The sequence below is a fragment of the Paracoccus hibiscisoli genome (assembly GCF_005048265.1).
GTDB classification, from domain to species: Bacteria; Pseudomonadota; Alphaproteobacteria; order Rhodobacterales; family Rhodobacteraceae; genus Paracoccus; species Paracoccus hibiscisoli.
Map to the genome: position 1 here is coordinate 44,121 of NZ_SUNH01000020.1, position 23,374 is coordinate 67,494.

28 protein-coding genes, 1 tRNA gene and 2 pseudogenes are annotated in these 23,374 nt (G+C 69.3%); 16 read left to right on the forward strand and 15 right to left on the reverse strand.

Annotation, left to right across the window (positions count from 1 at the left end):
- Positions 1 to 133 precede the first annotated feature (133 nt).
- Positions 134 to 310, forward strand: coding sequence for a hemin uptake protein HemP (hemP, locus tag FA740_RS14205; RefSeq protein ID WP_135313729.1), 177 nt, complete (start codon positions 134 to 136; stop codon positions 308 to 310).
- A 70-nt stretch (positions 311 to 380) separates the two neighbouring features.
- Here the strand turns inward: hemP and FA740_RS14210 are convergent, their stop codons facing one another.
- Complete coding sequence (locus FA740_RS14210; protein WP_136857435.1) at positions 381 to 2,153, reverse strand: pseudouridine synthase; 1,773 nt, start codon at positions 2,151 to 2,153, stop codon at positions 381 to 383.
- A gap of 118 nt (positions 2,154 to 2,271) precedes the next feature.
- On the opposite strand from FA740_RS14210, the gene FA740_RS14215 reads away from it, so the two are divergent.
- From FA740_RS14215 to FA740_RS20355, 3 genes are all read left to right on the forward strand, one after another.
- Positions 2,272 to 2,724: a nucleoside deaminase gene (locus FA740_RS14215; RefSeq protein ID WP_136857436.1), complete on the forward strand. Its 453-nt coding sequence runs from the start codon at positions 2,272 to 2,274 to the stop codon at positions 2,722 to 2,724.
- Positions 2,725 to 2,774: 50 nt separating this feature from the next.
- Positions 2,775 to 2,848, forward strand: a tRNA-Gly gene (locus FA740_RS14220).
- 61 nt (positions 2,849 to 2,909) lie between these two features.
- Positions 2,910 to 3,032 carry a small membrane protein YohP gene (locus FA740_RS20355; RefSeq protein WP_277355208.1) on the forward strand — a complete coding sequence of 41 codons (123 nt, stop codon included), beginning with the start codon at positions 2,910 to 2,912 and terminating at the stop codon, positions 3,030 to 3,032.
- A 75-nt stretch (positions 3,033 to 3,107) separates the two neighbouring features.
- On the opposite strand, the gene pheT is transcribed toward FA740_RS20355, so the two are convergent.
- Positions 3,108 to 5,495, reverse strand: coding sequence for a phenylalanine--tRNA ligase subunit beta (gene pheT / locus FA740_RS14225; RefSeq protein WP_136857437.1), 2,388 nt, complete (start codon positions 5,493 to 5,495; stop codon positions 3,108 to 3,110).
- 167 nt (positions 5,496 to 5,662) lie between these two features.
- Here pheT and FA740_RS14230 point away from each other — a divergent pair, with 167 nt between their 5' ends.
- The 3 genes from FA740_RS14230 (at position 5,663) to FA740_RS14240 (ending at position 8,024) form a co-directional block, all read left to right on the forward strand.
- Positions 5,663 to 6,895: a DVUA0089 family protein gene (locus FA740_RS14230; protein WP_136857438.1), complete on the forward strand. Its 1,233-nt coding sequence runs from the start codon at positions 5,663 to 5,665 to the stop codon at positions 6,893 to 6,895.
- 272 nt (positions 6,896 to 7,167) lie between these two features.
- Complete coding sequence (locus tag FA740_RS14235) at positions 7,168 to 7,467, forward strand: TM2 domain-containing protein (RefSeq protein WP_136857439.1); 300 nt, start codon at positions 7,168 to 7,170, stop codon at positions 7,465 to 7,467.
- Between the two features lie 86 nt (positions 7,468 to 7,553).
- Positions 7,554 to 8,024: a hypothetical protein gene (locus tag FA740_RS14240; protein ID WP_136857440.1), complete on the forward strand. Its 471-nt coding sequence runs from the start codon at positions 7,554 to 7,556 to the stop codon at positions 8,022 to 8,024.
- Between the two features lie 27 nt (positions 8,025 to 8,051).
- On the opposite strand, the gene pheS is transcribed toward FA740_RS14240, so the two are convergent.
- The 9 genes from pheS to pyk form a co-directional block, all read right to left on the reverse strand.
- Positions 8,052 to 9,134, reverse strand: coding sequence for a phenylalanine--tRNA ligase subunit alpha (gene pheS / locus FA740_RS14245; RefSeq protein WP_136857471.1), 1,083 nt, complete (start codon positions 9,132 to 9,134; stop codon positions 8,052 to 8,054).
- Positions 9,135 to 9,233: 99 nt separating this feature from the next.
- Positions 9,234 to 10,640 (reverse strand): alanine/glycine:cation symporter family protein, encoded by a 1,407-nt coding sequence (locus FA740_RS14250; protein ID WP_136857441.1) that lies wholly within the window; start codon positions 10,638 to 10,640, stop codon positions 9,234 to 9,236.
- A 60-nt stretch (positions 10,641 to 10,700) separates the two neighbouring features.
- The gene (locus FA740_RS14255) at positions 10,701 to 12,056 is read right to left on the reverse strand and encodes a cytochrome P450 (protein ID WP_136857442.1); all 1,356 of its coding nucleotides are present in this window, start codon (positions 12,054 to 12,056) and stop codon (positions 10,701 to 10,703) included.
- 112 nt (positions 12,057 to 12,168) lie between these two features.
- On the reverse strand, positions 12,169 to 12,606 hold the full coding sequence (locus FA740_RS14260) for a VOC family protein (RefSeq protein WP_136857443.1): 438 nt from the start codon (positions 12,604 to 12,606) through the stop codon (positions 12,169 to 12,171).
- A gap of 149 nt (positions 12,607 to 12,755) precedes the next feature.
- Positions 12,756 to 12,929 (reverse strand): CsbD family protein, encoded by a 174-nt coding sequence (locus FA740_RS14265; protein ID WP_246053647.1) that lies wholly within the window; start codon positions 12,927 to 12,929, stop codon positions 12,756 to 12,758.
- Between the two features lie 135 nt (positions 12,930 to 13,064).
- Entirely contained in the window at positions 13,065 to 13,424 is a 360-nt protein-coding gene (rplT, locus tag FA740_RS14270; RefSeq protein WP_136857445.1) for a 50S ribosomal protein L20, read from the reverse strand.
- Between the two features lie 15 nt (positions 13,425 to 13,439).
- Positions 13,440 to 13,640 (reverse strand): 50S ribosomal protein L35, encoded by a 201-nt coding sequence (gene rpmI, locus FA740_RS14275; protein WP_136857472.1) that lies wholly within the window; start codon positions 13,638 to 13,640, stop codon positions 13,440 to 13,442.
- A 125-nt stretch (positions 13,641 to 13,765) separates the two neighbouring features.
- A complete protein-coding gene (locus FA740_RS14280; RefSeq protein ID WP_136857446.1) occupies positions 13,766 to 13,990 on the reverse strand; it encodes a hypothetical protein in 225 nt (74 codons plus the stop codon).
- Positions 13,991 to 14,020: 30 nt separating this feature from the next.
- Entirely contained in the window at positions 14,021 to 15,466 is a 1,446-nt protein-coding gene (gene pyk / locus FA740_RS14285; protein ID WP_136857447.1) for a pyruvate kinase, read from the reverse strand.
- Between the two features lie 116 nt (positions 15,467 to 15,582).
- On the opposite strand from pyk, the gene FA740_RS14290 reads away from it, so the two are divergent.
- Positions 15,583 to 16,323: an N-formylglutamate amidohydrolase gene (locus FA740_RS14290; RefSeq protein WP_136857448.1), complete on the forward strand. Its 741-nt coding sequence runs from the start codon at positions 15,583 to 15,585 to the stop codon at positions 16,321 to 16,323.
- A 162-nt stretch (positions 16,324 to 16,485) separates the two neighbouring features.
- Here the strand turns inward: FA740_RS14290 and FA740_RS14295 are convergent, their stop codons facing one another.
- Positions 16,486 to 17,346, reverse strand: coding sequence for a D-amino-acid transaminase (locus FA740_RS14295; protein WP_136857449.1), 861 nt, complete (start codon positions 17,344 to 17,346; stop codon positions 16,486 to 16,488).
- Positions 17,347 to 17,510: 164 nt separating this feature from the next.
- Here FA740_RS14295 and FA740_RS14300 point away from each other — a divergent pair, with 164 nt between their 5' ends.
- The gene (locus FA740_RS14300) at positions 17,511 to 18,467 is read left to right on the forward strand and encodes an L-malyl-CoA/beta-methylmalyl-CoA lyase (protein WP_136857450.1); all 957 of its coding nucleotides are present in this window, start codon (positions 17,511 to 17,513) and stop codon (positions 18,465 to 18,467) included.
- Between the two features lie 105 nt (positions 18,468 to 18,572).
- On the opposite strand, the gene FA740_RS20110 is transcribed toward FA740_RS14300, so the two are convergent.
- The 3 genes and pseudogenes from FA740_RS20110 to FA740_RS20115 all read right to left on the reverse strand — a co-directional run bounded on the left by FA740_RS20110 (position 18,573) and on the right by FA740_RS20115 (position 20,352).
- Complete coding sequence (locus tag FA740_RS20110) at positions 18,573 to 18,788, reverse strand: TonB-dependent receptor (protein WP_246053649.1); 216 nt, start codon at positions 18,786 to 18,788, stop codon at positions 18,573 to 18,575.
- A gap of 98 nt (positions 18,789 to 18,886) precedes the next feature.
- Positions 18,887 to 19,198: pseudogene (locus FA740_RS20510) on the reverse strand (TonB-dependent receptor domain-containing protein); the annotation flags it as partial.
- Positions 19,199 to 20,199: 1,001 nt separating this feature from the next.
- The gene (locus FA740_RS20115; protein ID WP_246053650.1) at positions 20,200 to 20,352 is read right to left on the reverse strand and encodes a hypothetical protein; all 153 of its coding nucleotides are present in this window, start codon (positions 20,350 to 20,352) and stop codon (positions 20,200 to 20,202) included.
- A 19-nt stretch (positions 20,353 to 20,371) separates the two neighbouring features.
- Here FA740_RS20115 and FA740_RS14315 point away from each other — a divergent pair, with 19 nt between their 5' ends.
- The 7 genes and pseudogenes from FA740_RS14315 to FA740_RS19750 all read left to right on the forward strand — a co-directional run bounded on the left by FA740_RS14315 (position 20,372) and on the right by FA740_RS19750 (position 23,373).
- Positions 20,372 to 20,914, forward strand: coding sequence for a ChuX/HutX family heme-like substrate-binding protein (locus FA740_RS14315; RefSeq protein ID WP_338119669.1), 543 nt, complete (start codon positions 20,372 to 20,374; stop codon positions 20,912 to 20,914).
- Positions 20,911 to 21,141, forward strand: a complete 231-nt coding sequence (locus FA740_RS20435; protein WP_338119670.1) for a hypothetical protein — start codon at positions 20,911 to 20,913, stop codon at positions 21,139 to 21,141. The genes FA740_RS14315 and FA740_RS20435 overlap by 4 nt, the downstream gene beginning before the upstream one ends.
- A complete protein-coding gene (locus tag FA740_RS20440; protein WP_338119671.1) occupies positions 21,093 to 21,452 on the forward strand; it encodes an ABC transporter substrate-binding protein in 360 nt (119 codons plus the stop codon). The genes FA740_RS20435 and FA740_RS20440 overlap by 49 nt, the downstream gene beginning before the upstream one ends.
- On the forward strand, positions 21,449 to 21,742 hold the full coding sequence (locus tag FA740_RS20445) for a hypothetical protein (protein ID WP_338119672.1): 294 nt from the start codon (positions 21,449 to 21,451) through the stop codon (positions 21,740 to 21,742). The genes FA740_RS20440 and FA740_RS20445 overlap by 4 nt, the downstream gene beginning before the upstream one ends.
- Positions 21,742 to 22,790: pseudogene (locus tag FA740_RS20120) on the forward strand (FecCD family ABC transporter permease); the annotation flags it as partial. The gene FA740_RS20445 and the pseudogene FA740_RS20120, both read left to right, overlap by 1 nt.
- Before the next feature lie 221 nt (positions 22,791 to 23,011).
- Entirely contained in the window at positions 23,012 to 23,239 is a 228-nt protein-coding gene (locus tag FA740_RS14335; RefSeq protein ID WP_136857455.1) for an ATP-binding cassette domain-containing protein, read from the forward strand.
- Positions 23,227 to 23,373, forward strand: coding sequence for a hypothetical protein (locus FA740_RS19750; protein ID WP_169306316.1), 147 nt, complete (start codon positions 23,227 to 23,229; stop codon positions 23,371 to 23,373). The genes FA740_RS14335 and FA740_RS19750 overlap by 13 nt, the downstream gene beginning before the upstream one ends.
- The last annotated feature ends 1 nt before the right edge of the window (position 23,374 follow it).

Genomic DNA, 23,374 nt, shown 5'->3' on the forward strand with positions numbered 1-23,374 from the left:
GAAACAGGGCGCCATGCCGTGCCGAAAGGCGGAAAATGATCGGAAGGTCCGAATCCTGACTATTTTACTTTGACAAACCCAAATGAATTTGTCAGCTTTGAGGCATCAACAGTGCCACCCCATGAGGTTGACCATGACCGCCACGCGCCCCGCCGATTTCACCCGTCCCGGCACCTCCATCCTGGCCCGGATGCCCCAGCATGACGCCACCCAGCTGACCCAGGGCGGCAATCAGGCCCTGATCGTGCTGGACGAACAGGTCTATCAGCTGCGCATCACCCGCGCGGGCAAGCTGATCCTGACGAAATAACCGACCGCCTGCGGCACCATGCTAAAAGGGCCGCCCCTTGAGGGGCGGCCCTTTCCTGATTGCGCAACGCTCAGCCGCGCGGCTTGCCGGTCGGACGGCCGCCTGCGGGCTTGGGCTTGCCCTTGAAGCCGCCCGCACCCGACGGCTTGCGGTCGCCATCTGCGCGCGGCTTGCCAAACGGTTTGCGATCGCCATCGGGGCGCGGGCCGCCGAACGGCTTCTTCGCACCGCCAGCATCGCCGCGCGGGCCGCCGAACGGTTTGCGACCCTCGGCACCCTCGCCACGCGGCGCGCCATAGGGCTTGCGGTCCCCGTCCGCGCGCGGCTTGCCATAGGACTTGCGGTCGCCCTCGGGGCGGGCACCGCCGAATGGCTTTCTCGGGCCGTCAGCGTCGCCACGCGGGCCTCCGAACGGTTTGCGACCTTCGGCACCTTCGCCACGCGGTGCGCCGTAAGGCTTGCGATCCCCGTCCGGGCGCTTGCCATAGGGCTTACGGTCGCCCTCGGGGCGCGGGCCGCCGAACGATTTGCGACCCTCGGCACCCTCGCCACGCGGCGCGCCGTAAGGCTTGCGATCCCCATCCGCGCGCGGTTTGCCATAGGGCTTGCGGTCGCCTTCGGGGCGGGCGCCACCGAACGGCTTTCTCGGGCCGTCAGCGTCGCCGCGCGGGCCGCCGAACGGCTTGCGGGCCTCGCCCGGCTTGCCGGAAAAGCGGGCGGGGCGGGCATCGTCGCCCCCGGTCTTGCGGCCCGGTCCCTCGCCGGGACCGGATTTCTTCCAGCGCGGCTTGTCGCCCGCCGGACGCGGTCGGTCGCCAAAGCCCGCGCCCTCCCCGGCCCGGTCGCCAAAGCGCGGACGATCCCCGGCGGGCTTGGCGCCCCAGCTGCGGACCGGGCGGTCGTCCTGGCCGTCCCGCGGACGGTCACCAAAGCCCCGCCCGGCAGGCTTGCCCGCAAAGCCCGGCTTGGCGCCGAACCGGCGCGGGCCGGCATCGGGCCCCTCGACGCGGGCGGCGCGTTCCCCGGCGGCACCGCGGGGGCGCATCTCGCGCGGCTTGTCCTCGACCTCTCCGGTCAGCAGGCCGCCCAGCTGGTCCCGCAGGACCTTGCGCTTGACCTCGGTCACCTGGTTCTTGTCCATGCCGGTCAGCTTGAACGGGCCATAGCCGATGCGGATCAGGCGGTTCACCTGCAGGCCGACATGGGCCATCGCGCGGCGGATCTCGCGGTTCTTGCCCTCGCGGATGCCGACGCTGATCCAGGCATTCGCGCCCTGCTGGCTGTCCAGCTTGATCTCCATGGGAGAGAAATCCTCACCCTCGATCGTCACACCGCGGCGCAGCGGGTCGAAGGTCATGTCCGACGGCGTGCCATTCACCCGCACACGGTACCGGCGCAGCCAGCCCGTCGCGGGCAGCTCCAGCCGGCGCTTCAGCTCTCCGTCATTGGTCAGCAGCAGCAGACCCTCGGAGTTCAGGTCAAGGCGGCCGATGGTCATCACGCGGGGCATGTCGCGCGGCAGGGCGTCGAACACCGTCTGGCGGCCCAGCTCGTCGTTTTCCGACGTGATCAGGCCCAGGGGCTTGTAATACAGCCACAGCCGCGTCTCCTGCGGCTCGTCCAGCTTCTTGCCGTCGACGGTGATGCGGTCGGTGGGCAGGACGTCCAGCGCGGGGCTGTCGATCTTGGTGCCGTTCACGCTGACGCGGCCCTCGATGATCATCCGCTCGGCCTCGCGGCGGCTGGCGACACCGGCGCGCGCCATCACCTTGGCGATGCGGTCGGCCTCGGTGCGCGGCGCGGTCTGGGGGGCCTTGCGGTCGGGGATCTGGTCGTCGGTCATGCGCGTCTCCTTCGCATCTCTGCGGGGCAAAGAGGGGTGCATACGCCCAAGCGGGCCTTGTGGAAAGCGTTTCTTTCCCCCGCTTGCGCCAAGCCGCCCGGATTGCGACAAGCGGGCCATGACGCGCTTCATCAGCCACATGCCCCTGGCGCTGGACCAGGCCCGCGCCGCCGCCCTGCGCGGCGAGGTGCCGGTCGGCGCGGTCATCACCGACCCCCAGGGCCGCGTCGTCGCGGCCGAGGGCAACCGCACCCGCGAACGCGCCGACCCCACCGCCCATGCCGAGATCCTGGCCATCCGCGCCGCCTGCGCGGCGATGGGCTCCGAACGCCTGCCCGGCCACGACCTGTGGGTCACGCTGGAGCCCTGCCCGATGTGCGCGGCGGCCATCTCGGCTGCGCGAATCGCGCGGCTGTATTACGGCGCGGCCGACCCGCGCATGGGGGGCGTCGCGCATGGCGCGCAGGTGTTCCGACACGCCCAGTGCCATCACCGCCCCGAGGTCTATGACGGCCTGTCGGCCCCGCAATCGCGCGCCCTGCTGCAGGCGTTCTTTGCCGCGCGCCGATAATGCGACAGTGCTTGAACCTCCCGGCGGACCGGCCTATATCCAGACCCAGCGCGGGTGTTGTGTAATGGTAAGACCCTAGCCTTCCAAGCTAGAGACACGGGTTCGATTCCCGTCACCCGCTCCAAAATCCCCCATAACCGACTAAAATCGCCGCGAAGTCACTGCGGACGGAACCTCATGGGCCTATGCCCGTTCCGCTGTCTCACAGACAGGAGAACACCATGTTTAAATTCTTCGGCAGCGTCGTCGGAATCATCTTCATCATCGGCCTGCTGGTCGTCATCGGCATCCTGTCGCTGATCTTCTGATCCCGGGGGCGGGTGACCAAAGGCCCGCGGGCGGGGGCGCCGGGAGGCCGCGGCCCCCCGACCTGTCCGGGCGCCTCAGGCGCGCAGGGTGCCGCCGGTGGCCTTGGTCACCTTGTCGACGATCTTGCGGCTGACCTCGGCAATGTCGGCATCGGTCAGCGTCTTGCCCTGCGGCTGCAGGCGCACGGTGATGGCCAGCGACTTGGCGCCGCCCTCAAGACCCTCGAACTGGTCAAAGACCGACACGGACGCGATCAGCGCCTTGTCGGCACCGGCTGCGGCGTTGACCAGCGTCAGCGCCTCGACCCCTGCATCCACCACAAAGGCGAAATCGCGGTCCACCGCCTGCAGCTCGGACAGCTCCAGCGCGGGCCGCGTGGGCGTCTTGGCCTTGGGGAAGGGCACCGCGGCCAGCTGGATGGTGAATCCAACGGCCGGGCCCTTGACGTCCATCTGACGCAGCACGCGGGGGTGGATCTCTCCGAACGTCGCCAGCACGTTGGGGCCAAGCGCGATATTGCCCGCACGGCCCGGATGCCACCAGCCGTCCAGCTTGCGGTTGATCTGGGCGCGGGCGGGGGCACCGATGGCCTGCAGGATCGCCTCGGCATCGGCCTTGGCGTCGTAGAGGTCCACCTTGCGGCGGCTGCCGAAGGGATCGCGCGGCGCGGTCTGGCCGACCAGCAGGCCGCTGATGCGGACCGCCTGTTCGCCCGGCTCTCCGCCCGCGAAGACCGGGCCCAGCTCGAACAGCGCCAGATCGGCGAAACCGCGCGCCTGGTTGCGTGCCGCGGCCTGCAGCAGGCCGGGCAGCAGATCGGGGCGCAGATGCGACATCTCGCTGCTGATCGGGTTCTCCACGCGCACCGCGTCCGACCCGCCGCCGAACAGCGCGGCCGAGGGCTGGTCGATGAAGCTGTAGGTGACGCATTCGTTATAGCCCAAGGCCGCCGCCATACGCCGCGCAGTCTTTTCGCGGACCTGCAGGGGCGTCAGTACCGGCTGCGGCACGCCCGCCTGCGCGCGCGGCAGGGGCTTGCCCTGCAGGCGGGTCAGGCTGGCGATGCGGGCGATCTCCTCGACCAGATCGGCCTCGCCCAGCACATCGGGGCGCCAGGACGGGACATGGGCCATGTCGCCCTCCAGCCGGAACCCCAGGGCCTCCAGCGTGGCGCGCTGATCGGCCTCGGGGATGTCCATGCCGACCAGGCGGCTGGTGCGCTGCGGGTCCAGGCGATAGGCGCGGGCCGTGTCGGGCAGCGCACCGGCGGTCACCACCTCGGAGGCCTCGCCGCCGCAGAGGTCGATCACCATGCGCGTGGCCAGCTCCAGCCCCGGCAGGGTGAAGGCCGGGTCGATGCCGCGTTCAAAGCGATAGCGCGCATCGCTGTTGATCTTCAGCGCGCGGCCCGTGGCGGCGGTGGTGATCGGGTCGAAATAGGCGGCCTCGATGAAGACATCGGTGGTCTCCTCGGACGCGCCCGAGGCCGCGCCGCCCATGATGCCCGCGATGCTTTCCGGGCCGTGATCGTCGCAGATCACGACCGCGCCTTCGGGCAGGGCATAGGTCTTGTCGTCCAGCGCCACCAGCTCCTCTCCGGCGCGCGCGGCGCGCAGGGTCAGGTCGCCCGAGACCTTGGCCGCGTCGAACACATGCAGCGGGCGGTTCAGGTCGAAGGTGAAGAAATTCGTGATGTCCACCAGCGCGTTGATCGGACGCAGGCCGATGGCGCGCAGGCGTTTCTGCAGCCACGCGGGCGACGGGCCGTTCGTCACGCCCCGCACCACGCGGCCCGCGAAGAACGGCGCCTTGGCGGCCACGCCCGCGTCGATGGTCACACCCACCGGGCAGGGGAAGGCCCCCGGCACGGGGTCCACGGCCACGGCCTTAAGCGTGCCCAGACCACGCGCGGCCAGATCGCGGGCGATACCGTGGACGCCCAGGGCGTCGGGGCGGTTGGGCGTGATCTTGATATGGATCATCGGGTCGATCTTGTCGGGCGCGTTCTGCGCCAGCCAGTCGACAAAGCGCTGACCCACCTCACCGGAGGGCAGCTCGATGATGCCGTCATGCTCCTCGGACAGCTCCAGCTCTCGTTCGGAGGCCATCATCCCGTGGCTTTCGACGCCGCGGATCTTGCCCACGCCCAGGGTCGTGTCGATGCCCGGGACGTAATCGCCGGGCTTGGCCAGCACCACCGTGATCCCTGCGCGTGCGTTGGGCGCGCCGCAGACGATCTGCTTTTCGCCCTCATCCGTCATCACCCGGCAGACGCGCAGGCGGTCGGCATCGGGATGCTGCTGGGCATCCTCGATCCGCGCCAAGGTAAAGGTGCCCAGCCTGGCCGCGGGGTCGGCGATCTCCTCGACCTCCAGGCCCAGGTCGGTCAGCGCCTCGGCGATCTGATCGAGGGTGGCGGTGGTATCCAGATGCTCCTTGAGCCAGGAGAGGGTGAACTTCATGGCGCGTCTTTCCGGGTCGTGTGCGGGACTTTGCCGTCTTAGAACCGCGCGAGGGGCCGGGGGTCAAGCCGGATCGGCGGATTTCACGGCTGTGCAGGCGATTCACCGCGCTTGCGGGGTGCGCGGGGCGGTGCGATTGTCCGGCCAACACAACAGAAGGTGTCATCATGAGTCTCATGTCCCGTCTTGCCCCGCTGCCCCTGGCGCTGCTGGCCGCCCTGCCCGCGCAGGCCCAGGACGCCCCCGCGACCGAGGGGCCGATCTGTTCGGGCCTGCCCGCCCTGTGGCTGGGGGACAGCGCCGAGACCAGCGACATGACCACCGCCGACGCCCCCCTGATGCGGCAGATGACCACCACGGCCAGCACGAGCCCCTATGCGATGTTCCGCGTCACGGGCGCGATGCAGGCGCTGCGCCTTGAGGCGCAATCCGACGGCGACCCGGCCCTGCGTCTGGAGACCCCGGAGGGCGATCTGCTGGCCGAAAACGACGACGCGATCGGCCTCAATTCGCGGATCGAGCAGTCGGTCGGGCCGGGCGATTACTGCGTCCAGCTGCGCGCCATCGGCAATGCCGACATGACCGCCACGGTGCAGCTGACCCGCCCCGAGATGCCCGCCCTGCTGGCCGATCCGGTCGACACGACCATCGCCGCCTGCACCCCCGACACCCCCGCCGATGACTGGGCCGAGGGGCCGCTGGAGGCCGCCCTGCCCTTGCGGACCGACAGCGACGGCACGGTGCGCTATTTCAGATTTTCCTTGGAAAGCAACGCGTCCCTGACCCTGCGGGCGGTCAGCGAGGGGCTGGACCCCACCATGATCCTGTTCGATGGCGCGGGCACGGAAATCGCCGCCAATGACGATGCCGACGGGCTGAATTCGCGGCTGGATTTCCCGAACGGGCTGGCCGCAGGCCAGTATTGCCTGGGCGTCGCGCCCCTGTCGGCCGGTGAGGGCGTGATCACCGTCAGCGCCGAAGCGCTGGACCGAGACGCCTTCCTGCGCAGCGCCTGGCGGCGCGGAGAGCTGCCGCCGCCCCTGGACGGGGATTACGCGATGCAGACCATCGACCTGGCCACCACGCCCGAAACCGTCGTCCTGCAGGACGGCAGCGCGCAATGGCTGACCTTTACGCTGGAGCGCGAGACGGCGCTGGTGGTCAGCGCCTATGGCGGGCTGGTCGGCGTGGACAGCAAGCTGGCGCTGTTCGACCGCTCGGGCGCGGTGGTGGCGCAGGATGACGATTCGGGCGGCAATACCGATGCGCGGATCGGGCCGGTCGTGCTGGAGGCCGGGCGCTATCGCCTGGCGCTGACCGACGTGAACCGGCCCGACCAGGCGGGCGCGCCGATCCGGCCCGTGGGGCTGGTCTTTGAGCGGTTCGAACGGGTGGAATAAGGGCGTTGCGCCCGCGCGGGTGTTGCGCGGGCGGTGCCGTTGCGGGGCCTCTGGCGCGGGATGCGCCGGGGGCCCTTGTTTTGCTGGGGATCAAGGCGCACCGGAGGTGCACAGGCGCAGCACCGGATGTGCACAGGCTGTACACCGCTTGCGCACGGTGGTGTTGCATTTGGGGGGATCGCCCGTGGGCGGGATCTTGTCTGGCGGTTGCGGGTTCCTATCTTGATGGCGCGCGCCCGGTGGCGTGCGGACAAGACAGGAGAGCCGGACAGATGGACACGCAGCGCGAATTGCTGATCGAGCAACGGGTCGCCAATGAAGCGAAATCGCCGTTGATCGCCTATCTGCTGCTGATCTTCCTGTGGGGGTTCGGCGTGCACCGCATGTATCTGGGACGCTGGATCAGCGGGCTGTTCATGCTGTCGGTCTGGGCGGTGGGCTGGCTGCTGACGCCGATCCTGATCGGCTGGCCAGCGGTCGCCTTTGTCGCGATCTGGTGCGTGATCGACCTGTTCCTCATTCCGGGGATGATCCGGGGCGATCGAGAGGATATCCGGCGGCGGTTGCGCTGAGGGGCCGCCTCGCACGACAGACATCCGCGCTTGATATGATTGCATGAGAGGCTAGGCTGCGCCCTGCAACTGCAGGGAGTATTCGTGTGAAACAATTCGCCTTTTTTCTGATAGTCCTGACGGGACTGGCCGGATGCGCCGAGACGACGGTGACCCCGCTCAGCGCCAACAGCTTTCTGTTGACCACCAGCGGCGACGAGTTCTGCGGCACGCAGGGCGTGATGCGGGTCGCCAGCCGAATGGCGGCGGTCGAGACCCTCCGCCGGGGGCAGGACCGCTATGTGATCCAAAGCGTTGGCCACGACAACAGCATCCGCACGCAATACCACGCGCCGGTGTCGCGGGGCTTCGTGCTGGGCGCGGACGGCCTCGCGCATCCGGTGGCCCGGAATCCGTTCGATATCGGATACTCGACCACGACCGGCAGCAACGATACGACCCTGACCGTTACCGTGCTGACCAAGTCCGATCCGGGCTATAGCCAAGGCCTGGACGCCCGACAGGTGCTGGGCCCGGACTGGGAAAGCCATGTGCGCAACGGGGTCGTGGATTGCTAGCCGCCGCGCACCCCCGGCCTGCGGACGTCAGCGGCTGAGGCCACCCGCGATGCTGGGCACATCGCCTGCCGCGAAGCCGTAGTGGCGGAGCCAGCGGAGGTCGCTCTCGAAGAAGGCGCGCAGGTCGGGAATGCCGTATTTCAGCATCGCGAGGCGGTCGATGCCCATGCCGAAGGCAAAGCCCTGCCATTGGTCGGGGTCGATCCCGCCCGAGCGCAGGACGTGAGGGTGGACCATGCCGGAACCCAGGATTTCCAGCCAGGAGTTGCCCTCGCCGATCTTGAGCTGGCCGCCCTCCCACGAGCAGCGGATGTCGACCTCGGCCGAGGGTTCGGTGAAGGGGAAATGCGACGCGCGGAACCGCAGCTCCACCGAGGGGACCTCGAAGAAGGCGCGGCAGAATTCCTCCAGCGTCCATTTCAGATGCGCCATCGAGATGTCGCGGTCGATGGCCAGGCCCTCGATCTGGTGGAACATCGGCGTGTGGGTCTGGTCCATGTCCATGCGATAGACGCGGCCCGGCGCGATGACGCGGATGGGCGCGCCCTGATCCTGCATGGCGCGGATCTGGACGGGGCTGGTATGGGTGCGCAGCACATGCGGCGGGCGGTCATCGCCGGGCGCGCGGTGCATGAAGAAGGTGTCGTGTTCCTGCCGGGCGGGATGTTCGGGGGCGATGTTCAGCGCGTCGAAATTGTACCAGTCGGATTCGACCTGCGGGCCTTCGGCGACGGCAAAGCCCATATCGGCAAAGATCGCGGTGACCTCATCGGTGACCTGGCTGATCGGGTGGATCGTGCCCTGGCGGCGGGGCCGGCCCGGCAGGGTCACGTCCAGCCATTCGTCCTTGAGGCGCGCGTCCAGCGCCGCATCCTCCAGCGACAGCTTGCGGGCGCGCAGCGCCGCGTCGATCTCGTCGCGGATCTGGTTCAGGGCCTTGCCGGTGGTCTGGCGTTCCTCGGGCGACATGCGGCCCAGTTCGCGCATGCGCAGCGACAGATCGCCCTTTTTGCCCAGGGCGGCCAGACGCACCTCCTCGATGGCCTGCGGGTCCGAGGCGGCGTTGATACGGTCAAGCCATTGCTGGCGCAGGGGGGTCAGATCGTCCATCGCATCGCTCATCACGGGGCCTTTCCTGGTTGGCCCCGCGTTAGCATGGCCGGGCGCGCGGGGTAAAGACCGCGCGCCCCTGCCCGTCCGGCGTGCGGGTCAGTTCCAGATGTCGGGTTTCACGCCGGGCGCGATGCCGGGATGGTCCTTGATGTGGAACTGGGGCTCCTGCCCCAGCTTGCGCTGGCGCAGATAGTCGCGGGTGACATGGGCCACCGTGCCCGACAGCGCGACGATGGCGATCAGGTTGATGGTGGCCATCAGCCCCATGCTGGCATCGGCAAAGTCGAACACCGTGGCGACCGCCTGCAGCGAGCCCCAGATGACCATGCCCATCGCGGCGACGCGCAGGATCATGATCCCCGGCTTGCCCGCACCCAGAAAGACCAGCGAGTTTTCGGCATAGGAGTAGTTGCCGATGATCGAGGTGAAGGCGAAGAAGAAGATCGCCACCGCGATGAAGATATGCCCGAAAGGTCCGTAATGGTCCGACAGGGCGGCCTGGGTCAGGTTGACGCCGGTCAGCTCGTCCGAGGGGATGACATCGGCCAGAAGGATCATCACGGCGGTCGCGGTGCAGACCAGGATGGTGTCGATGAAGACGCCCAGGGCCTGCACGAAGCCCTGCGATGCGGGGTGATGCGGGTTCGGGATGGCCACCGCGGCGATGTTGGGGGCCGAGCCCATGCCGGCCTCGTTCGAGAACAGGCCGCGGCGGATGCCGTTCATCATCGCGGCCATGACGCCGCCCGCGACGCCGCCGACGGCCTCTTGCAGGCCGAAGGCGGAGCGGATGATGCCCGCCAGGATGCCCGGCACCTCGGAGAAGTCCATGACCAGCACGACGGCGGCGACCAGCAGGTAGATGCCCGCCATGAAGGGCACGACCAGCTGCGCCACCCGCGCGATCTGGGGGATGCCGCCAAAGATCACCACCCCCGCCAGCAGCGCCACGACGCCGCCGACCAGGCCCGCATTGATGCCAAAGGCGCCCTCGACCGCCTGAGCGATGGAATTGGCCTGCACGGCGTTGAACACCAGACCGAAGGCGATGATCAGCGCCACGGCAAAGATCCCCGCCAGCCAGGGCAGCCCCAGCCCGCGCGAGATGTAATAGGCCGGACCGCCGCGATACATGCCGTCGGCGCCATGCACCTTGTACAGCTGCGCCAGCGTCGATTCCGCATAGGCCGTGGCCATGCCGACCAGCGCCACCATCCACATCCAGAAGATCGCGCCCGGCCCCCCCAAGGTCAGCGCCACCGCGACGCCCGCGATATTGCCGGTGCCCACGCGGCTGGCCAGCGACACCGACAGCGCCTGGAACGGAGAGATGCCGTCACGGTCGGTCTCCCCCGACCCGCGCACGCAGCGCCACATCTCGCGGAAATGCACGAATTGCAGCAGGCCGAGGCGCGCGGTGAAGTAGATGCCCACGGCCAGCAGGCCATAGACCAGCACATAGCCCCAGAAGATGGTGTTGAGAAAGTCGATGATGGCGATCATGGCGGTTCCTGCTGTGCGTTTGGCGCAGTCTGTAACAGCCATGTGAGGGGTGGCAACCGCTTAGTCGCGGGGCGTCACCGTCAGCCAGACGCCGCCTTCGGGGCGCAGCGTCAGGATCATGCGCGGCTGCGGTTCCTTGCCCGGGACGCGCTGAAAGCGGAACCGCGCCAGCAGGGTGGCCAGGATGATCACCGCCTCCTGCAGGGCAAAGCTGGCGCCGATGCAGATGCGCGGCCCCGCCCCGAAGGGCAGGAAGGCATAGCGGTCGGGCGCGGTCAGAAAGCGGTCGGGATCGAAGGCGTCGGGCCGATCCCACAGCTGATGATGGCGATGCAGGGCATAGACCGGCATCATCACCGTGTCACCGGGCCGGATTTCGCGCCCGCACAGCGTGTCGGCGACCTGGGCCGTCCGCGACAGGAAGGCCGCGGGCGGATAGAGGCGCAGCGTCTCGTTGACGATGCGCATGGTCAGGGGCAGCGCGCCCAGATCGGCGGCGGTGGCGGCGCGGTCGCCCAAGGCGGCGCGGGCCTCGTCGGCGGCGGCCTGTTGCACGGCGGGGGCGAAGGCCATCAGATACAGCGCCCAGGCCAGGGTCAGGGCGGTCGTCTCGTGGCCCGCCACGATGAAGGTCAGCAGGTTGTCGCGCAGCTCGTCGCGGGTCATGGTGCGGCCGGTCTCGGGGTCCTGGGCCACCAGCAGCAGGTCCAGCAGGTCGGGCGGGCCGTCCTTGGCGGCGGCGGCGGCGCGGCGCGCGATGGCCTGATCGGCGATGCCCTTCATCTTTTTCAGCCCCGGCCCGGAAAACAGCCGCCCCGGACGCGGCAGCCAGGCGGGCAGACCCAGCACATCCATCAGCGACAGCTTTGCCGTCTGCGCGATATAGGCGTCGATCGAGCCATGCACCGCGTCGCGGTCGAACATCCCGTCGCCCGAAAAGGTCACGTCCGAGATCACCTCGAAGGTCGCGGCCACGGTCTCCTGGAACAGGTCCACCGGACCGCGCGCCTCTGACAGGCGGCGGCAGGAGGCCTCGGCGGCGGCGGTCATCACGGGGCCCAAGGCCTCGACATGGCGCTGCGCAAAGGCGGGGGCGGCGGCGCGGCGCTGCCAGCGCCAATGCGCGCCCTCGGCCACGAACAGGCTGTCGCCGATGGCGGGGTTCAGGATCAGCTTGGTCGTGACCGATTTGGGATAGTCATCGACCTTTTCCTTGAGGATGCGGCGCAGGGCGGTGGGGTCCATGACCATGTGCCAGCGCACCCCGGTCTTGCCCGAGACCATCGGCTGCCGGGTGGCGATGGCGGGGATCAGCTCCAGCACGTTGCGGCGCGCGGTCATCGCGGTGCCCCACAGGCCCAGGGGCACCGTGGCCAGCGGCACCTTGGCGGGATCGGCTTGGGGCAGGTCGAGCATGGCGGCGGCCTCTGGTCGGGTGCGTTCCCCTCAAGCTGGGGGTCGGGGGCGCCCGGGTCAACCGCCCTGGGGATGCGTCAGTGTCGCGGGTCGCGGCGCCGGCCAGAGGGCTTCAGGGGTCGGCGTCATCGGGGGGCGGCAGCATGTCGGGGTTCCAGACGACCTCCCACAGATGCCCGTCGGGGTCCTGGAAATAGCCCGCATGACCGCCCCAGAACGTGTCCTGCGCGGGCTTGACGATCCGGGCGCCAGCGTGCGCCGCCATGTCCAGGATGCGGGCGACCTCGTCGCGCTGCGTCACGTTATGCCCCAGGGTCAGCGCGGTGGGGCTGACCGGCCCCACCGGCAACCCGGTATCATGGGCGATGTCCGCCTGCGCCCAGAGCGCCAGCGTCAGGCCGCCCGACAGGCCGAAGAACGCGACCGCACCATGCGGGAATTCCTGCCCGACGATGCCCTGCGTCGGCAGCCCCAGCCCGTCGCGATAGAAGGCCAGCGCCCGGTCCAGATCGCGGACGCCAAGCGTCACGACAGAGATCCTGGGTGTCATGCGAGGCCCCTTCCCCAAGGCGCGGTCCGGCCGCCGCCGCCACGCTGTCCAAGGATCACCGCAATGGGGTCGCCGGGTCAACACGCTGGCCCACAAAACGGCAAAAGCCCCGCCGGGGCGGGGCTTTCGGGTCGTGCGCAAGGGGTCGATCAGATGTCGTTGCCCAGCTTGCCCTTGACGGTGCCGGACACGTCCTGAGCCGCGCCCTTGGCCTTCTGGGCCTTGCCTTCGGCCTGCAGGCGCTCGTTGCCGGTCAGGTCGCCGACGCCATCCTTGATGCTGCCGGCCAGTTTGTTGCCTGCGGCTTTCGCCTTGTCGGTCATCTCACCCATGGGACGTTCCTTTGTGCTGTTGTCTGTCTTGCAGCATCAACGCCGAACCGCCCGCCGGGTTCCCGGCCCATGAGAAAGGCCCGCCCCCGGGTGGGACGGGCCATGTCGCCTGCGCTGCGCCCTGGATCAGGCGGCAGCTTTGGCCTGGGCCACGATCGCACCGAAGGCGTCGGGCTCGTTGACGGCCAGATCGGCCAGGACCTTGCGGTCGACCTCGATCCCGGCCTTCGCCAGCAGGTTGATGAACCGCGAATAGGTCATCTCGGTATCCACCGCGCGGACAGCCGCGTTGATGCGCTGGATCCACAGGGCGCGGAAGTTGCGCTTGCGGTTCTTGCGGTCGCGGGTGGCGTACTGGTTCGCCTTGTCGACAGCCTGGGTGGCGGTGCGGAAGTTGCGCGACCGCGCGCCGTAATAGCCCTTGGCTTGCTCAAGGACTTTCTTGTGGCGGGCGTGGGTGACCTTGCCGGATTTAACTCGTGCCATGTTTCAGTCCTCGGATCAGCGGTTGTAGGGCATGTATTTCTTGACGATCTTGGCATCCGCGTCGCACAGGACGGTGGTGCCGCGCGCGTCGCGAATGAACTTCGTCGTGCGCTTGATCATGCCGTGGCGCTTGCCGGCCTGGCCGGCTTTCACCTTGCCCGAGGCCGTGAACGAGAACCGCTTCTTGGCAGCGGATTTTGTCTTCATCTTCGGCATTTTCATCTCCTTCGTCAGAGTGAACGCGCGGCTCGGCAATGCCATGTCGGCCGGCCGCACGGGTCAGTCAGGCGCGCCGTATAGGCGGGCGCGCCCGGATTGGCAAGGCCTGATGGCCGATTGCGTCAGGGCGTGACGGTGCCGCCGGTGACCGCGCGCATGGCCTGCGGGATGGTGTCCGGGCCGAACGGCTGCGGGTTGGTCCAGGCGCCCACGAACAGCAGGAAGATCCCGGCGATCAGGGCCAGCGCAGCCGCGCGTGGCGGCTGCGTCTGCAGCAGCTGGACCACCGCCAGGATGACGGACAGCACACACAGGGCAACCCCTGCCAGCAGTAGAAGATCGGACATGGCCACCCCGTTGGTTGTTCGTCCTCCGGGTTATTCCGGGTCGGTGGCGAAAATCAAGCGGTCATCGCAGGGCGCGATGCGCAGGATGTTGGTGGTGCCCGGCACGTTGAAGGGCACGCCCGCCATCACCACGACCTGACGCGATTCGTCCGCCAGCCCGGAATCGCGGGCGGCGCGGGTGGCATTGACCACCGCCTCCTTGAAGCGGGACAGGCGCGGGGTGATGACGCAATGCGTCCCCCAGGTCAGCACCATGCGGCGGGTGACCTCGACGATGGGGCTCATCGCCAGGATCGGCACGCGGGGGCGTTCGCGGGCGACCAGGCTGACCGTCTTGCCCGATTGGGTGAAGGCGCAGATGGCCGCGACATCGGTCGTCTCGGCGATCTCGCGCGCGGCGGTCACGATGGCGTCGGGGACCGACGACAGGCTGGCCTTGCGCGCCGCCTCGATGATCGAGCGATAGTTGGGGTCCGCCTCGACGGAACGGGCGACGTTGTCCATCGTGCGCACGGCCTCGACCGGGAAGCTGCCGGCGGCGCTTTCGGCCGACAGCATGACGGCGTCGGCGCCCTCATAGATGGCGTTGGCGACGTCGCTGACCTCGGCGCGGGTGGGCATCGGGCTGTCGATCATGCTCTCCAGCATCTGGGTCGCGACGATCACCGGCTTGGCGGCGCTGCGGCACAGGCGCACCAGGCGCTTCTGGATCGGCGGCACGGAATGGACGGGCAGCTCCACGCCCAGATCGCCGCGCGCGACCATGATCCCGTCGGAGGCCTTGAGGATCTCGTCAAAGGCGCGGACGGCGGCGGGTTTCTCGATCTTGGACAGCACGGCGGCGCGGCCGCGGGCCAGGGTCTTGGCCTCCTCGACATCCTCGGCGCGCTGCACGAAGGACAGCGCCAGCCAGTCCACGCCCAGCTCGCAGGCGAATTCCAGATCGGCGCGGTCCTTGTCCGACAGCGCGGCCAGCGGCAGCACCACGTCGGGGACGTTCACGCCCTTGCGGTCGCTGATGGCGCCCGCGACGGTGACCACGCAATCGGCGAAATCGGCGCCGCAGGTCTCGACCGTCAGGCGGATCTTGCCGTCATTGACCAGCAGCTCGGACCCCTCGATCAGGGCGGCGAAGATCTCGGGGTGCGGCAGAGAGACGCGGGTCGCGTCCCCCGGCTCGGGCGAGAGGTCAAAGCGGAAGCGGTCGCCCACGGACAGATCATGCGGGCCGTTCGCAAAGGGGCCGACGCGCAGTTTCGGTCCCTGCAGGTCGGCCAGGATGGCGATGGGGCGGCCGGTCTCGGCCTCGATCTCGCGGATGGTGTCGTGGCGGGCGCGGTGGTCGTCGTGGCTCCCGTGGCTCATGTTCAGGCGGAACACGTCGGCCCCCGCCTCGAACAGGGCGCGGATCATCTCTTTCGACGATGATGCCGGTCCCAGGGTTGCCACGATCTTCACGTTGCGATGTCGTCTCATCATCCCGCCCTTGTCTCAGGTTTAGCGCTATCTATGCCGCAATTGCGGTGGTGGGGCAACTGGCGTCTGCCCCCCATCCGTCGTAGACATCCTGCACCATGACAGATGAACAGACGATGACCGAGCGCCCCTTTCGCATCCTGGGCGAGGATCGCCCCTCGCGCTGGCTGATCACCTGCGATCACGCGACGAACCGTGTGCCCGATTGGGTGGGCGGCGGCTCTCTGGGGATCGCGCCCGACGACATGGCGCGCCACATCGCCTATGACGTGGGCGCCGCCGGCCTGACCGAGCGGCTGGCCGAGCGGCTGGATGCGCCCGCGATCCTGTCGGATTTCTCGCGGCTGGTGATCGACCCGAACCGGGGCGAGGATGATCCGACCCTGCTGATGCGGCTTTACGACGGGACGGTGATCCCGACCAACCGTGATGCCGACGCGGCCGAGCGGGTGCGTCGGCTGGACCGGCTGCACCGTCCTTATCACGCGGCGCTGGAGGCGCTGGCGGCACGGCACGCGGCGCGCTGCATCTGCGCGATCCACAGCTTTACCCCGCAGCTGCGCGGGCGGCCGCCGCGCCCTTGGCAGGTGGGGGTGCTGTATTCGCATGCCGATGCGCGGTTGGGCCCGGCGATGGTCGCCGCCTGCCGCGAGGCGGGCTGGATCACCGGAGAGAACCAGCCCTATGACGGGCATCTGGAGGGCGACAGCATCGACCGCCACGCGCTGCGGCACGGGCGCCCGAACATGCTGATCGAGGTCCGGAACGATCTGATCGCCACGGCGGAGGGGCAGCAGCTGTGGGCGGATCGGCTGGCGCCGGTGATCGCTCAGGTGCTGGACCAGAGCGGGCTGTAAGCCTGCGCATGGGTGGCAGGGGGGCCAGCCCCCCATCGCCTTGCGGCGATTCCCCCGGGATATTTGGATGAAGAAGAAGCGGCGGCAGGGCTTGGTGTCGCAGCCCCTGGCGCGCCGGGGGGGGTGCGGGGGGGCTTGCCCCCCCGCCGTGGCGGGACGCAATCAGGTGCCGGTCTTGAGGCTTTCCTCCAGATAGATCTCGCGCAGGCGGCGCGCCACGGGGCCGACCTCGCCCGCGCCGACCGGGGTGCCGTCGATCGAGATCACCGGCATCACGAAGGCCGAGGCGGAGGTGACGAAGGCCTCGTCCGCCGCTTGGGCCTCGGCGATGGTGAACGCGCGTTCCTCGACCTGCATCTGCGCCTCGCGGGCAAAGCGCAGCACCGCCGCGCGGGTGATGCCGTGCAGGATGTCGTGGGACAGCTGGCGCGTGATGATCGTGTTGCCCTTGACGATATAGGCGTTGTTCGACGTGCCCTCGGTCACCGCGCCGTCCTGGACCATCCAGGCATCGTCCGCGCCGCGCGCCTTGGCCTCCATCTTGGCCATCGACGGGTAGAGCAGCTGCACCGTCTTGATGTCGCGCCGGCCCCAGCGCAGATCCTCGACGCTGACGATCTTCCAGCCGGTCCTGGCTGCCGGGGCATCGGCCAGGCCAGGCTTCGCCTGGGTGAACATCACCACCGTGGGCACCGTGTCCGCGGGCGGATAGGCAAAGTCGCGGTCGCCGGGATTGCCGCGGGTGACCTGCAGGTAGACCAGCCCGTCGGTGATGTCGTTCCGCGCCACCAGCTCGCGATGCGCGGCCAGATAGTCATCATCCGACAGCGGGTTGGTGATGGCCAGTTCCGACAGCGACCGCTTCAGCCGCACCATGTGCCCGTCGAAGTCGATCAGCTTGCCGCCCAGGACGCTGACCACCTCATAGACGCCGTCGGCCATCAGGAACCCCCGGTCAAAGACAGACACCGTGGCCTGATCCTCGGGGAGATAATCGCCATTCACATAGACCGTCCGCGTCATCGCTGCCTCCGTGCCGTCGCGTGTTCGGGGCCGGTCCTGCGCCCAAAGCCCCGCTGCGTCAAGAACCGCGCCCGATGCCGCATTGCGGAAATAGGGCTTGCTGCGACCGCAGCGCAACATTATTACCGACCACAGGCCCGAATCTTGTCGAACTGGACCCTGCCATGAGCTTTCGCCAACAGCCCCTGCCCCCCGCGCGCCTGAACCGCTGTCAGCTGTTCGGTCCCGGATCGCGCCCCGCGCTGTTTGCCAAGATGGCCGCATCCGCCGCCGACGTGATCAACCTGGACCTGGAGGATTCGGTCGCGCCCGATGACAAGGATCAGGCCCGCGCCAACATCATCACGGCGATCAACGAGGTCGACTGGGGCACCAAGACGCTGTCGGTGCGCATCAACGGACTGGACACGCCCTGGTGGTATCGCGACGTGGTCGACCTTCTGGAGCAGGCGGGCGAGCGGCTGGACCAGATCATGATCCCCAAGGCGGGATGCGCGGCCGACATCTATGCCGTGGACGCGCTGGTGACCGCCGTCGAGCGCGCCAAGGGTCGCACGAAACCCATCGCATTCGAGGTGATCATCGAATCCGCTGCCGGCATCTGCCATGTCGAGGAGATCGCCGCCGCCTCTCCGCGCCTGCAGGCGATCAGCTTGGGCGCCGCCGATTTTGCGGCATCAATGGGCATGGCCACCACCGGCATCGGCGGCACGCAGGAGAATTACTACATGATCCGGGACGGCCAGAAATACTGGCCCGATCCCTGGCACTGGGCGCAGACGGCCATCGTCGCGGCCTGCCGCATGCATGGGCTGCTGCCCGTGGACGGGCCCTTCGGCGATTTCAGCGACCCCGAGGGGTTCCGCGCGCAGGCCATGCGCAGCGCCACCCTGGGCATGGTCGGCAAATGGGCCATCCATCCCAGCCAGATCGCCTTGGCCAATGAGGTGTTCTCACCCTCCGAGGCCGCCGTGACCGAGGCGCGCGAGATCCTGGCCGCCATGGAGAAGGCCAAGGCCGAGGGCGCGGGCGCGACCGTCTACAAGGGCCGCCTGGTCGACATCGCCTCGATCAAGCAGGCCGAGGTCACGCTGCGCCAGTCGGACCTGATCGGCGCCTGACGGAACCCCCGCAGCCCGGACCAGTGGAGGGGGACAGGCTGCACATGAGGGAGGAGCGGCCCCGCGATTGATCGCGGGGCCGCTACCGTTTTCAGACGCTGCGCGTCAGGTCTGCTTGACGGTGCGCCCCGGTGCGGGGCCGGTCAGCCAGGTTGCCGGGACATAGGCGCGGTCGGTCAGGTTATCGACGCCCAAGCTGATGTCGGTGCCCTGCGCCACGCCCGATTGCCAGATCCAGGTGGCAAAGATGTCATGCACCCCATAGCCCGCGCAATGCGTGCCGCAGACCTTCTCGCCCGGCGGCCAGCGTCCTGCGCGCACCCAGCCGCAGGGCGGGGCTGGCCCGCCAAGGCGGCGTTCAGGGTCATGCGGTCGTTGCGCAGGCTGTCCAGGTCGGCGCTGTCTTGATCCTGCCCCGACACCATGGCAATGGCCGCGCCCAGCTGCCAATTGCCGCTGGCATAGCTGGCCTCCAGCTCTTCGCCGCAGAGATAGGCACGGTCGATGTTCACATAGGCCGGGGTCGGAAAGGGCGCGTTGGTGCGTTCGATCCGGTCGCGGATATGGTTACGGAACAGCGTCCCATTGACCGCCAGCCGGTCGCCCTGGGACCAGAGATCCGAAGCGGCATCGCTGATCACGGCCTCGAGGTTGCGGCCAATCCCCTCGGTCAGGTCTGGCGACGGAGCGCCGCCCAAAAAGCTGTCATAGAGCTCGTCCCCCGTCGGCACGCATTTGACCAGCGCGGCCGCCGAAGGCCGCCCAGCGGTCGCTCAGCCGATAGAGCGCGGCGACCTACGGCTCCAACACGTCGGTCGCCAGTCGGTTGTCGGTGGCGGTGACGCTGTCCCGGGCCTTGGTCCGCTGGCGGGTCTAGCGCGGCCCGGCACGTTACCGCCTCGGGGTGCGACGACAAGATCGTGGTTGAGCTGCGGTCCTGATGCGACAGCTCCTACCCCAGGGTCAGGACATGGTCGTGGCCCGCAACCGACAGATCGGCGCGGCTCTAGGCCCTGCAGCCGCCACAGGGCATAGCCGCGCCGCCCCAGCAGGCTGGGCATGATCGGCTCGGCCGCGATGCGGTCCTGGCGGATGTCTTTGATGGTGTTGGAATGTGACAGGGTGACCGTGGTGTCGATCAACGGATTGCCGACGGGCGCATAGCCCCAGGCCAGCCGCGCGGTCCGGTCGCGGGTCAGGATGTCCCCCACCCCCCAAGCCGGTGCATCCGGGAAACAGGCCGGGCTGCGGCCCCTGCAGCTGGTTCAGGTTCTGGTTGTCGCCTCTGGCCTCCAGATGCAGAGAGGACGCCTCGACCCGGGGATCGCCCAAGCGCTGGCGCGCCTTGAACAGCAGGCTCGGCGTGTCAGCGTTGGACCGCACGATGGTCCGGTCATCGGCATCGCGCGCGTCGCCGATGCTGCAATAGGCAAAGGTGGTCACGGCCTCGAACCCCGTATCGGTGCGCCTGCTCCAGGCCAGACTGCCGAAGCCGGTCTCGGGCTTGCTGGCATAGCCCAGCCGGACCCGCCCCCGCCGTCCGCGCCCAGCGCAATGCAGGTCAGCCGGATCGTCCACCCCGCACTGCGATGACGCCGCCCAGCGCGCCCGCGCAGTGCGGGGTGGACGATCCGGGCCTGCGCAGCACCTCGTCCCGTTTGAGGAAGTCGGGTTCGACAAAGAGCGAGCCTTGGCGGCAGGATTCGGAGTATTTCCGCTCTCCGTCGATCAGCTAGACGATGCTCGCCTGGGAGGCGCATGTGCCGGTCGCGCCAAAGCCGCGGAGGTTAAAGCCCTGACCGAAAAAGCCCGCCCCGCCGGTATTGGCCACGGCCGGCACCTGCGCCAGAACGTCGCCGTTGCTGCCGGGCACAAGGTCGGCCAAGGCCTGCCCCTCGATCACAGTGACCGATTGCGGCACCGACGAGGCGACCCTTTCCGCCACCGCCCGCATCGCCCCCGACCGCGCCGACGCACTGCGCGTCGAATGGGCGGCGATGACCGACACGCATCAGTTTAATACGCTGGTCCGGCGGCGGAAGATGAACCGGCTGGGCGCCTACCGCGTGGTGGGCGCGCCCCATGCCCGGCGGCTGGCGGTGGCGGCATCGGACGCGTTGTTTCATGGCGTGCGCGACCGGGTGCTGGCGGTGATGCTGTTCGTGGGCAACATGGGCTGCATCCAGATCCATTCCGGCCCGGTGCAGGTGCTGACCCTGGCGGGGCCCTGGCTGAACGTGATGGATGCGCGGTTCAACCTGCATCTGCGCGCCGATCACGTGGCCGAGGTCTGGGCTGTGTTCAAGCCCACGAAACGCGGCGAGGCGCTGTCGGTCGAGGCCTTCGACGCCCAGGGCGCGCTGATCTATCAGTGTTTCGGCATGCGGGCGGACCGGGGCGGCGACCCGGATGCCTGGGCGCAGCTGGTGGCGGGGCTGCCGGCATGATCCGCGCCGCGGTGGTGCTGCTGGCGCTGGCCGTGCCCGCCGGAGCGCAGGACCGCGTGCTGGCCATCGGCGGCTCGGTGACCGAGACAATCTTTGCCGTGGGCCAGGGCCACCGCCTGGTGGCGCGCGACAACACCTCCAGCCGGCCCAAGCGCTGGACCTGCCAGAGGTGGGCTATATGCGCGCCCTGTCGCCCGAGGGCGTGCTGTCGGTCGCCCCCGACCTGATCCTGGCCGAGGAGGGCGCGGGCCCGCCCGACGCCATCGCCCTGCTGGCGCAGGCGGGCATTCCTCTGCGCAGCCTGCCTGAGGGGTTCGGGGACGCGGCGGACGCCCTGCCCGCCAAGATCACCGCCATCGCCGAGGCCCTGGGCGTGCCCGATGCCGCCACCCCCCTGCTGGCCGCGCTGGAGGCCGATCTGGCGCGCCTGGCGGCCGCGCGCGCGGGCATCGACCGGCCGCGCCGCATGATGTTCATCCTGTCGGCGCAGGGCGGGCGCATCATGCGGCGGGGTCCGACACGGCGGCCGATGCGATGATCCGCCTGGCGGACGCGGAGAACGCGGTGCAGGGCTTCACCGACTACAAGCCGCTGACCGACGAGGCGATCAGCGCCGTCGCACCCGAGGCCATCGTGATGATGACCCGCGCTGCCGACAGCGCCCATGACGCGACTGACGCGGCGTTGATGGCGCTGCCCGCGCTGTCGACGACGCCCGCGGCGGGACGGGCAGTGATCCGCATGGACGGGCTGTATCTGCTGGGGTTCGGACCGCGCACCGGGCGGGCGGCGCTGGACCTGCACCGCGCGATCCAAGAGGCCGGGTGATGGTCGCGCTGGACGCACACGCTGCGCTGGAGGGCGACCGCCGCCACCGGGGCCGCGCGCTGTCGCTGTGGCTGGTGATGGCGCTGCTGGCGGTGTCGGTGCTGTCCCTGGGCTGGGGCGCGTCGAGGGGGTCGGCGCTGCGCGTCGCGGGGGACTGGTGGGCCGGGCGGCCTGTCGCGCCGGTCGATCAGGTGGTGCTGCTGCAGATCCGCATGCCGCGCCTGCTGACGGGGCTGCCGGTCGGCGCGTCGCTGGCCGTGTCGGGGGCGGTGATGCAGGGGCTGTTTCGCAATCCGCTGGCCGATCCGGGCCTGTTGGATGTCAGCGCGGGGGCCGGTTTGGGCGCCATTCGCAGCCATCGTGCCGGGGCGCGCGCTGCCACCTTCGGTGGCGGCCCGGGCCGGGTGGCATCTGGTGCGGCTGGCGACCTTTGGCGGGGGCTGGGCCGCGATGATGGCGCTGTATCTGATCGCCACGCGACAGGGGCGGACCTCGATCGCGACGATGCTGCTCGAGGGGATCGCGCTGGCCGCGATGGGGGCCTGTCGGGGCTGATCGTCTCTCGCGCGACCAACGACCTGCTGCGCGACCTGACCTTCTGGGGAATGGGGTCGCTGGCTGGGGCCAGGTGGGCCAGGCTGGCGGCCGCCGCGCCCATCATCCTGGCGGAGCTGATTGCCGCGCCCTTCCAAGCGCGCGGCCTGAACGGACTGGCCTCGGGAGAGGCCGCCGCCGCCCGTACCAACATCCGTGTCCAGCGCGTCAAGACGACGGCGATCCTGACCACGGCGGCGGCCACGGGCGCATCGGTCGCCGTGTCGGGGTCATCGGGTTCGTGGGCATCGTGGTGCCGCATCTGCTGCGGCTGGTGCAGGGGCCGGATCACCGCTGGCTGCTGATCGCTACGGGGCTGCTAGGGGCCACGGCGCCGGTCGCCGCCGACATGGTCAGCCGCAGCGTCATCGCGCCATTGGAACTGCCCATCGGCATCATCACCGCGATGATCGGCGGGCCGGCCTGTCTGTGGGTGCTGCTGTACGGGTCGGGCAAGACCATCCTGCTACGCGACCTTACCACCGAGATTGCGCCCGCGCGGGGCCGCGTCACGCTGAACGGGCGCGCCATCGCGGGCCAGTCGCCCGCGGCCCTGCCCCGCCGGCGCGCCGTCCTGCCCCAGCAGAGCGCGCTGAGCTTTGCGTTTACCGCCGCCGAGATCGTGGGCATTGGGCTGGACCCGCTGCCGCTGGAGGGAGTGCGGGGCTGATCCGGGTGGCGCTGGCGCGCGTGGGGCTGCCGCATCATGCCGGGCGGCTGTGGCAGGACCCGTCGGGCGGAGAGCAGCAGCGCGTCAAGCTGGTCCGGGTCGCGGCGGCGGGGACCGGGTCGGACCCGTGCTGGCTGCTGCGGGACGAGCCGGTCAGCAGCCTGGGCATCGCCCATCGACTGTCGGTGATGCGGCTGGCGGGGGCGGGACGCTGGCGATCATGCACGACCTGAACCTGACCGCGATGTTCGCCCTTCACGTCCTGCTGCTGCGCGATGGGCGCGTCCTGGCCGAGGCGGTGCTGACCGACGCGGTGCTGGCGGCGGCCTATGGCTGCGCGCTGCGGGGATGCACCGCGCCCGCGTAGG

Coding starts and splice junctions, on each gene's coding strand:
- hemP (WP_135313729.1), top strand. CDS start 134: ATGACCGCCACGCGCCCCGCCGATTTCACCCGTCCCGGCACCTCCATC.
- FA740_RS14210 (WP_136857435.1), bottom strand. CDS start 2,153: ATGACCGACGACCAGATCCCCGACCGCAAGGCCCCCCAGACCGCGCCG.
- FA740_RS14215 (WP_136857436.1), top strand. CDS start 2,272: ATGACGCGCTTCATCAGCCACATGCCCCTGGCGCTGGACCAGGCCCGC.
- FA740_RS20355 (WP_277355208.1), top strand. CDS start 2,910: ATGCCCGTTCCGCTGTCTCACAGACAGGAGAACACCATGTTTAAATTC.
- pheT (WP_136857437.1), bottom strand. CDS start 5,495: ATGAAGTTCACCCTCTCCTGGCTCAAGGAGCATCTGGATACCACCGCC.
- FA740_RS14230 (WP_136857438.1), top strand. CDS start 5,663: ATGAGTCTCATGTCCCGTCTTGCCCCGCTGCCCCTGGCGCTGCTGGCC.
- FA740_RS14235 (WP_136857439.1), top strand. CDS start 7,168: ATGGACACGCAGCGCGAATTGCTGATCGAGCAACGGGTCGCCAATGAA.
- pheS (WP_136857471.1), bottom strand. CDS start 9,134: ATGGACGATCTGACCCCCCTGCGCCAGCAATGGCTTGACCGTATCAAC.
- FA740_RS14250 (WP_136857441.1), bottom strand. CDS start 10,640: ATGATCGCCATCATCGACTTTCTCAACACCATCTTCTGGGGCTATGTG.
- FA740_RS14255 (WP_136857442.1), bottom strand. CDS start 12,056: ATGCTCGACCTGCCCCAAGCCGATCCCGCCAAGGTGCCGCTGGCCACG.
- FA740_RS14260 (WP_136857443.1), bottom strand. CDS start 12,606: ATGACACCCAGGATCTCTGTCGTGACGCTTGGCGTCCGCGATCTGGAC.
- FA740_RS14265 (WP_246053647.1), bottom strand. CDS start 12,929: ATGACCGACAAGGCGAAAGCCGCAGGCAACAAACTGGCCGGCAGCATC.
- rplT (WP_136857445.1), bottom strand. CDS start 13,424: ATGGCACGAGTTAAATCCGGCAAGGTCACCCACGCCCGCCACAAGAAA.
- rpmI (WP_136857472.1), bottom strand. CDS start 13,640: ATGCCGAAGATGAAGACAAAATCCGCTGCCAAGAAGCGGTTCTCGTTC.
- FA740_RS14280 (WP_136857446.1), bottom strand. CDS start 13,990: ATGTCCGATCTTCTACTGCTGGCAGGGGTTGCCCTGTGTGTGCTGTCC.
- pyk (WP_136857447.1), bottom strand. CDS start 15,466: ATGAGACGACATCGCAACGTGAAGATCGTGGCAACCCTGGGACCGGCA.
- FA740_RS14290 (WP_136857448.1), top strand. CDS start 15,583: ATGACCGAGCGCCCCTTTCGCATCCTGGGCGAGGATCGCCCCTCGCGC.
- FA740_RS14295 (WP_136857449.1), bottom strand. CDS start 17,346: ATGACGCGGACGGTCTATGTGAATGGCGATTATCTCCCCGAGGATCAG.
- FA740_RS14300 (WP_136857450.1), top strand. CDS start 17,511: ATGAGCTTTCGCCAACAGCCCCTGCCCCCCGCGCGCCTGAACCGCTGT.
- FA740_RS20435 (WP_338119670.1), top strand. CDS start 20,911: ATGATCCGCGCCGCGGTGGTGCTGCTGGCGCTGGCCGTGCCCGCCGGA.
- FA740_RS20440 (WP_338119671.1), top strand. CDS start 21,093: ATGCGCGCCCTGTCGCCCGAGGGCGTGCTGTCGGTCGCCCCCGACCTG.
- FA740_RS20445 (WP_338119672.1), top strand. CDS start 21,449: ATGATCCGCCTGGCGGACGCGGAGAACGCGGTGCAGGGCTTCACCGAC.
- FA740_RS19750 (WP_169306316.1), top strand. CDS start 23,227: ATGCACGACCTGAACCTGACCGCGATGTTCGCCCTTCACGTCCTGCTG.